Source organism: Geomonas diazotrophica, from assembly GCF_019063885.1.
GTDB lineage: Bacteria > Desulfobacterota > Desulfuromonadia > Geobacterales > Geobacteraceae > Geomonas > Geomonas diazotrophica.
The window spans coordinates 4,029,737-4,037,101 of sequence record NZ_CP077684.1 but is presented as its reverse complement, the minus strand read 5'-3'; the positions used below and the strand labels follow the sequence as shown (position 1 = coordinate 4,037,101).

The 7,365-nt window shown below is 65.3% G+C and carries 4 protein-coding genes; 1 reads left to right on the top strand and 3 read right to left on the bottom strand.

Features of this window, described 5'->3' with window-relative positions; translation table 11 throughout:
• Positions 1 to 58: 58 nt before the first annotated feature.
• Together KP003_RS17850 and KP003_RS17845 are read right to left on the bottom strand one after the other, a co-directional pair.
• The gene (locus KP003_RS17850; RefSeq protein WP_217300048.1) at positions 59 to 2,998 is read right to left on the bottom strand and encodes a CmcI family methyltransferase; all 2,940 of its coding nucleotides are present in this window, start codon (positions 2,996 to 2,998) and stop codon (positions 59 to 61) included.
• The gene (locus tag KP003_RS17845) at positions 2,995 to 4,296 is read right to left on the bottom strand and encodes a glycosyltransferase (protein WP_216499736.1); all 1,302 of its coding nucleotides are present in this window, start codon (positions 4,294 to 4,296) and stop codon (positions 2,995 to 2,997) included. The genes KP003_RS17850 and KP003_RS17845 overlap by 4 nt, the downstream gene beginning before the upstream one ends.
• A 537-nt stretch (positions 4,297 to 4,833) precedes the next feature.
• Here KP003_RS17845 and KP003_RS17840 point away from each other — a divergent pair.
• Positions 4,834 to 5,907, top strand: coding sequence for a Gfo/Idh/MocA family oxidoreductase (locus tag KP003_RS17840; protein WP_216789458.1), 1,074 nt, complete (start codon positions 4,834 to 4,836; stop codon positions 5,905 to 5,907).
• Positions 5,908 to 6,045: 138 nt separating this feature from the next.
• On the opposite strand, the gene KP003_RS17835 is transcribed toward KP003_RS17840, so the two are convergent.
• Positions 6,046 to 7,242 carry a tetratricopeptide repeat protein gene (locus tag KP003_RS17835; RefSeq protein WP_216499734.1) on the bottom strand — a complete coding sequence of 399 codons (1,197 nt, stop codon included), beginning with the start codon at positions 7,240 to 7,242 and terminating at the stop codon, positions 6,046 to 6,048.
• Positions 7,243 to 7,365 lie beyond the last annotated feature (123 nt).

The window sequence follows — 7,365 nt, the reverse complement described above, 5'->3', positions numbered from 1 at the left end:
AAGTGGCGGCTGGGGCGGCTGGGGCGGCTGGCGGCGCCGCCCCCCGGGGCGGGTGCGGCTACTGCCGGGGTTTGCGGTAGGCGCGCACCGTGGAGAACACCCCCGGTATGATAGGGAGCTGCGGCTGGGTCTGGGTCGGGTCGGTCGGGTAGAGCAGCGGCAGCTCGATCGGCTGGCAGCGGTAGGTCTCCACCATGAGCTCCTCCACCGCCTGGCGGATCCCCGGCTCGTTGTTGCCGTGGTGGCTCAGGATGGCGGCGCGGTTGGCGTCGTCCATGGCAGGGAGGTAGTCGTGGAACAGCATGATTCCCCCCGGGGCGAGGAGCGGGAAGTAATCGAGGATGTCCTGCTTCACCCCCTGGTAGGAGTGGTCGCCGTCGATGAACATGAACTCCGGGAGCCGCCCGGGCTCCAGCATGACCGAGAGCCGTTCGGCGGCCTGGTGGGAGAAGAGCGGAAAGTGGATCACGCTGCCGTTTAGCTTCTTCACCACCTCGTGGAACTGCTCGGTCCCCCCCGGCTCGACGCAGATCCCCTGGAACTGGACCCCCAGCCGGGAGAGGGCCTGGTGGATCAGCACGAGCGACGCACCGCTGTAGGAGCCGATCTCCACGAAACGGAGCAGCGGGCCCTGCGGGGCGAGCTCCTTTCTCAGCGCGTAGTAAAGCTGGAAACGCTCGTTGGCCGACATCTGGCTCTGGATCCCCTTGGGCGCCGGGTCGTCTTCCATGAACTCACGGATGAGCCCCTTGTCCAGCAGGTGGTTTTCCGGATAGGGTACGGTGCGGGGGGTGGGGTAGACCAGGCTCCCGCTGCGGTGTGCGTCGGCCACCTCCCGGTTGGGGGTGGTCCTCTTCAGGAACCCGTTGGTGCACCAGGTGAGGTTGTAGCCGAAGAAGTCGCAGTAGCGCCCCTCCATCTGGTAGTCCCCGCCGTGAAGCCCCAAAAACTCCTTGATCGCCCGGTGGGGGCCGGAGCTGTAGGTGGGGTCCATGCCGAGATCGGAGATGATGCCGTCCTCGATGATGATGGTCTCCCCCTCGGCCAGGTAGCGGTGGAAGAAGGAAAGGACGTGGCTGCTCGTCTCGTAGGAGTGGTCGGCGTCCTCGATCACGAGGAGCGGACGCGGGAGGGTCAGTATGAATTCGGGGGAGAAGCTCTCCGCCAGGTCGCGTCCGTCCCCCTCCACGAAGGTCACCCGGGGATGGCTCACCTTTTTGACCCCCACGATATCGAGGGAGTAGACGTGGCCGTCGATCCCGAAGTTGTCCAGCATGTCTCCCAGCCAGAGAGCGCTTCCGCCGTCCTTGGAGCCGATCTCGATGATGGTCCGCGGCTTCTTGTCCCAGATCAGGATCGGGTAGATGGCGAAGTCGAACGGGTTCTTGATCATCGGGATGCCGCGGTAGCTGTAGTTGTGGCTGGTGTTCTGGATCTCCAGCAGGGTCTCACGGGGGAGCGAGGTCTGGTACCCGCGCTGCTCGGTGGGGATCTCCGGGCGCGGCGGCTTGACCAGCAGGGGGGTGAGATGGGCGGCCATGGCGGCGGCTTCCTTGTGCCCCGGATTTCTCGCCAGCTCGCTCTGGAGCTCCTCGAGGGCCTCCTCGTGGCGGCCGACCTGGTCAAGGGATACCGCGTACAGGTAGTGGAGCCCCGGCACGTAGAGCCCGAAGCCGAGGGCCTGTTCGGCCAGCCGCATCGCCTTGATGGCCCGTCCCGCCTGGAGGTGCTCCACGGATTCCTTGATGAAGCTGCTGACTTTTTCCTCGACCGACTGCTGTGCGGTTCCCTGTGTCATGGTTTCGTTTCCTTTTTCAGTGATTGTTGCGGCAATCGCGTTTCCCGTGATCTCGCCGGTTTGCGCGGCGGGAGGCGCTTTCCCGCATGGGGGGCAGGGAACGGGGGTCCCTTTGGCGGCCAGGGTCTCCTTGATGAGCTCGTCCATCTTGAAGGCCAGCTTGTCCATGGCGTACTCGGCCAGGCAGCGCTGCTGACCCCGCCGGGCGATCTCCTCGCGTGCCTCGGGATGTTCCAGGTAGTACCGGACCTTCTCCGCCAGCTCTCCCGGGCTCGCGTAGGTCTCCAGCTCCCGCCCCGGCTCGAAGTAGCGGCTGATGTTGGCCTGGTAGTCGGTGAGGAGAAAGGATCCGCTCCCCGCCGCCTCGAAAAGCCGCATGTTGCCGGCCTGCTCGCTCCCCATGTCGCACTGCACGTTGAGAGCGATCCTTCCCCGGCGCAGGGTGCGGAACATGTCCATCCCCCAGACGGCTCCATGGTTGTGCTGGACGATCCCCGGCGCGAACCCTTCGAGGGGCTCCGGGATGAAACAGTCCAGGGAGAAGTTCCCCCGCCCGGCGGCGGCGCAGAGCTCGTTCAGGACCGCCCGGCGGCGGTGATGGGCCTCGGAGACCTGCCCGGTGAAGACCACGTCGTAGCGCTTCTCCTCGGCCGCCACCACCTTCGCCACGTGGGGAGGGAAGCCGGGCATGAAGAACCGGGTAGCGCGCGCCCCTCGTTTTTTTGCCAGTTCCAGGGAAAACTCGAAGTTGGAGATGATGAGGTCGAACTCCGACCAGTCCGTCTCCTCCGGCACGCTGGAGGCGCGCCAGCCGAACACCATGGCGGGGCGGTAGGAGAGGGCCCTCACGAAGCCGCTGTCGAAGAGGATGGGATCGCTCGTGTAGAAGATGTCGGGGCGGAAGGCCTCAACCTGCTTCGCCGCGACCTCGTGGACGGTGAGGTCAGGGCGCTGCGCCATGGCAAGCTCGCCCTGCTCGGCCAGCCACTGCCTTTGCAGCGGCTCGCAGTTGACGATCAGCATCCGGCTGTCATAGCCGGCCCCCTTGAGGTAGGGGGCGAAGACGTGAGAGGCGCCGAAGCCGTCCTGGAAGAGGGCCTCGAGCTGGATTTCGTACGGCTGCTGGGCGAGCCCCGGCCGGCTGTTGTAGAAGTGGTTGAGGTAGACGGGGTAGAAGGTCAGGATTTGCAGAAACTTCATATCTGTCTCGCTTCCCTCAGGTGCTCCGGCTGCAGATCAAGCTCGACCGGGGATGTCTTGTCAAAAATATGACCTCCGCTCTGGGTGCGGCTCCAGCGGGGTACGGCCTGCTCATTTTTCAGGATGTCCGGGGAGAGCAGCCCGCGCGCCACCGTCTCCGCAAGGTTCACCCCCTCGGGGAGTCCCCATCTGCGCACCAGCTGGGTGGTGGCCCCCACCAGCTCGGCCGGGATCGCTTCCCCGTCCGGGAGCCGGTACCCGCCGGTGAAAAAGGTCGGGTAGTGGTCGCAGCGGCAGTTTTCCCCCTGCTCCAGCTTGTCCATGACCCGCTGCATGACCCGCACGTGGTCGTGGTGCATCTTCATGTACGGCCCACCCTCAAGGGCCAGCCTGATCCTCAGGTCCCGGTCGGTCAGGAGCTGGCGTAGCCGCTCCACGATGTTGTCCGGATTCACGTACCAGAAGGGGCGCTCCGCCGGGAAGGGCTCGTAGTCCTCCCGGTCCCCGTTCACCACCGCGCAGCCGCAGGCGAGCCCTTCCAGGCTCAGCTTGCCGTGCAGCGGGAAGTACAGCTCGTCGATCAGGACGTCGGCGTTTATCAGCTCCTTGATCACCACGTCGTTGGGGAGTCCCTCCAGGAAGCGGAGCTCGTAGCGCACCCCCTGCTGTTTGAGGGTTTCCAGGGCGGCCATGATGACGTCGGTCCCCTTGAGCCAGCTCTTGGAAGGGGCGTGCACCACCACCGGCACCTCCCGCGCCGGGATGTGCTGGCGGTACAGGGAGAGTTCCATGGGGAGGAAAAAGTGGTGGTAGGGGCGCACCCCGAGCACCGACTGGTTGGGCTGGGAGAGGATGATCTCGCTGTGCAGTTCCGCCATCCTCATGGAGAAGAGCGGGTTGACCACGGGATCCTCCGGGAAGGGGAGCTTTTCCAGGAACCGGCGCCCGTCGACATACCACTGCTTGTAGGCCCCGGTATCCCTCACGTCGCTTCCCACGAAGCAGGAGATGATCTTCTTGCCCGCCTTCTTTATGAAAGGGTAGTCGGCGTGGTTGGGGAGCAGGCTGGTGCGGGCCCACTGGAAGATGAAGACGTCGTGGGTCCCCACCAGGTAGCCGATGTCGAGTACGTCCTCGATGGTCATGTCCCGGCCGCTGAAGTCGACGTCGTACTCGATGGGCCACCAGCTGTTCTTCTGCCTCACCACGGTGGTCACCTGGTGCCCCAACTGGCGCAGGGCGCCGGCGACCACGGGTATGTTGCCGCCGATCTCGGTGACTCCAATCATTATCCTCATCGATGAACCCCTTTCCGCTACGGTAGAGCCGGTCCGGACGCCTGATGCCGCGCCGTCGGCTCCCTCTTGCTGCAATTATGGAGCCAACCCCGCCTCCCCCGCTCCCGCCCCCGTGCGGGGAGGATTTACCCCTCCCGCAGGCCGCGCCGGGCGCGCTCCGGGGGGTGCGGCCACCCCTTGCCCCCCCTGGTTACGGGGAGCCGCAACTTTGACGCGCGGCGGGAACCCGGGCGGGTCAAAAAATTGAACGGCGGCGCCACGGCGGCAAGGGGAGGGGGGAGCGGGGCGTGTGAGCCGGCCTGAGCCTTTCCTTCCGGGTTTCCCGGGGGATGCGGCAAGCGGCCGGTATCCCATGGAAAAACGAAGACGCCCCGGCGGGGGGCGAGATCCTCGGGGGGGCGCGGGAGCCGCTGGCGTGGAGGTTGCAAGTAGGCAGAGGGGGCGGAGCCTCCGGCCCGAGCAGCCCTGCGATGGAAAGACGCGTTGCGGCGACGCGTCGTCCGGGCTGGCCGACATCATGAAAAGGAAAGGACGAGCATGAAAAACTTCGCGCTGATCGGCGCCGGCGGCTACATCGCGCCGCGCCACATGAAAGCCATCCGCGACACGGACAACCGACTGGTGGCCGCGGTGGACAAGTCAGATTCCGTGGGGATCCTGGACAGCTACTCCTTCGACGTGGCCTTCTTCACCGAATTCGAGCGCTTCGACCGCCACGCGGAGAAGCTGCGCCGCCTCGGCGAGGAGGAGCGCATCCACTATGTCAGCATCTGCTCCCCCAACTACCTGCACGACTCCCATATCCGCTTCGCCCTGCGCATCGGCGCCGATGCCATCTGCGAGAAACCACTGGTGCTGACCCCCTGGAACGTCGACGCCCTCAAGGAATTCGAACAGGAGAGCGGGCGGAGGGTGCACAACATCCTGCAGCTCAGGGTGCACCCCGCCATCGTCGCGCTGCGCGAGAAGGTGAGGAGCGCCCCCAAGGGGTCGAAGCTGGACCTGGAACTCACCTACATCACCTCCAGGGGGAACTGGTACTTCACCTCCTGGAAGGGGGACGTCAGCAAGTCCGGGGGGGTCGCCACCAACATAGGGGTGCACTTCTTCGACATGCTCATGTGGATCTTCGGGCCGGTGCAGCGGCAGGAGGTGCACCTCTCCGACCCGCGCCGCATGGCGGGGTTCCTGGAGCTGGAAAACGCGCGGGTGCGCTGGTTCCTGTCGGTGGGGCGCGAGGACCTGCCGGAGGAGGCGCTCCAGGCGGGGAAGACGACCTACCGTTCGCTGACCCTGAACGGGGAGGCTTTCGAGTTCTCGGAAGGGTTTACCGACCTGCACACCGAGGTCTACCGCAACATCCTGGCCGGAGAGGGTTTCGGCCTGGACGCCGTGCGACCGGCCATCGACCTGGTCTATAACCTGCGCGAGGCCCGGCCCGCCCCGGCAACACCGAGCCACGGCCACCCCTTCCTCGCCCGCTACGGCGCCATCGTCGCGTCGGCCAAGGAGAGGCAACGCCCGAGCCTGCTGCAGCTCAAGCTCAAGGAGCGTCTCAAGCAGAAGCAGGGGGAGGCGCAGTCGCTCAAGAAGGCGGAGGGGGCGGATTGAGCTGCAACTGCCCCCGCGACCCGCAAGCGGCGGGGCGCCCCTGAAACAAAACTGCCGCCTCTCCCGGTAAAGGAGGGGCGGCAGTCGTCGTTTTGCAGCGGTTTGTTTATTGCCTCAATTGGTAGAGGCCGGGTCGGACTAGAAGGGGGTGTCCGACGCGCCGGCATACTCGTCCGCCGTCGGGTCCATGATCTTGCCGCGGGCGTCGGTCCCGGTGAACTTGAAGACCATGTGGGCCGGGTCGATGGTGGCATTGTTGGTGGAGTTCTGGCTCAGCGTGAAGGTGACGGTGGCGGCCTGCTTTTCCGGGTCGTACACCACGCTGGTGGGGTTCTGCGGTATGTACGCCTCGGTGGGGAGCACCGGTAGGAGGTTGTTGTAGTATCCCGCCGCGCCGCCGGTTGCCTTGGCGATGGTCCAGTTGCTGGTGTCCTGTACCGAGGTGGCATCCATGGCGGAATCGAAGTAGAAGGTGAGGCTGAACTCCTTGGCCTGGATGTTGAGCTTGGTGTTGGGATCGACGCCGAGAAGGCTGCCGAGGTCCGTGCCGGCCTGTAAGGCCGGAGTGAAGGTGTCGGTTTCGCCGCCGCCGGCGGCCACGAACTTGGGCTGGGCGATGGTCGCTTGCAGCAGCGCACCCTGGGCGGAATTGAGCCTGGTCAGGGTGTCCACTTCCTTCTGCGCGTTGGTGCTGTCGCCCAGCGCGGCGTAGGCGACCCCCAGTTCGAAGTGCGCCGCCTCCATCTTGGGGCGGAGTTTGACCGCCTTGGTCAACTGCTTCACCGCCTCGGCGTAGTTCCCCTCCTTGTTGTAGGTGGCCCCGAGGCTGTAGTAGGGGTTGGGGTCGGTGGGAGCCATCTTGGAGACCTTCTTGAACTGGGCCTCCGCCTCGGGCAGCCGGCCGGTCTGCAGGTAGAGCTGTCCCAGCGTGTAGGGCGCCAGGGTGTCCGAGGGGTTGAGGCGGGCGGCGTCCTTGAACTCCTTCTCGGCGAGGTTGTACTTCTTCTGCTGCAGGTAGATGTTTCCCAGGTTGGTGTGCACCGAATCCTGGGTCGGGTCGATGGTGAGGGAGGTCCTGTAGGTCTTGATGGCGTCGTCGTACTTCTTCTGGGCCAGGTAGGCGTTGGCCAGGTAGTTGTACGACTGGGAGTTGGTCGGGTCCAGCGAGATGGCGCGCTTGAACTCGCTCGCCGCGCGGGTGTAGTCCTTCTTCTGGAAGAACCCCGCGCCGGTGGCCATGGCGCTGGTCGCCGCCTGCGCCTTCATGGTGTCCTGAGAGGTCAGGGTGTCGAACATGTCGCCCAGGTAGTCCCAGGCCGTCTTCTGGGTTGCCATAACATCCTCCGCGCTAGATGCTCATTAGCCGCCTGTCGTATCGGCATCCTGCGCCGGAAACTTTAGTGAAAAACGAAATTGCCAACAAGAACGCCCGGTTGCACCTTCAGGTCGCCCGGGCGT

What these genes read in the sequence shown, in the direction of transcription:
- KP003_RS17850 (WP_217300048.1), bottom strand. Translation starts at nt 2,998, where the DNA reads ATGAAGTTTCTGCAAATCCTGACCTTCTACCCCGTCTACCTCAACCAC.
- KP003_RS17845 (WP_216499736.1), bottom strand. Translation starts at nt 4,296, where the DNA reads ATGAGGATAATGATTGGAGTCACCGAGATCGGCGGCAACATACCCGTG.
- KP003_RS17840 (WP_216789458.1), top strand. Translation starts at nt 4,834, where the DNA reads ATGAAAAACTTCGCGCTGATCGGCGCCGGCGGCTACATCGCGCCGCGC.
- KP003_RS17835 (WP_216499734.1), bottom strand. Translation starts at nt 7,242, where the DNA reads ATGGCAACCCAGAAGACGGCCTGGGACTACCTGGGCGACATGTTCGAC.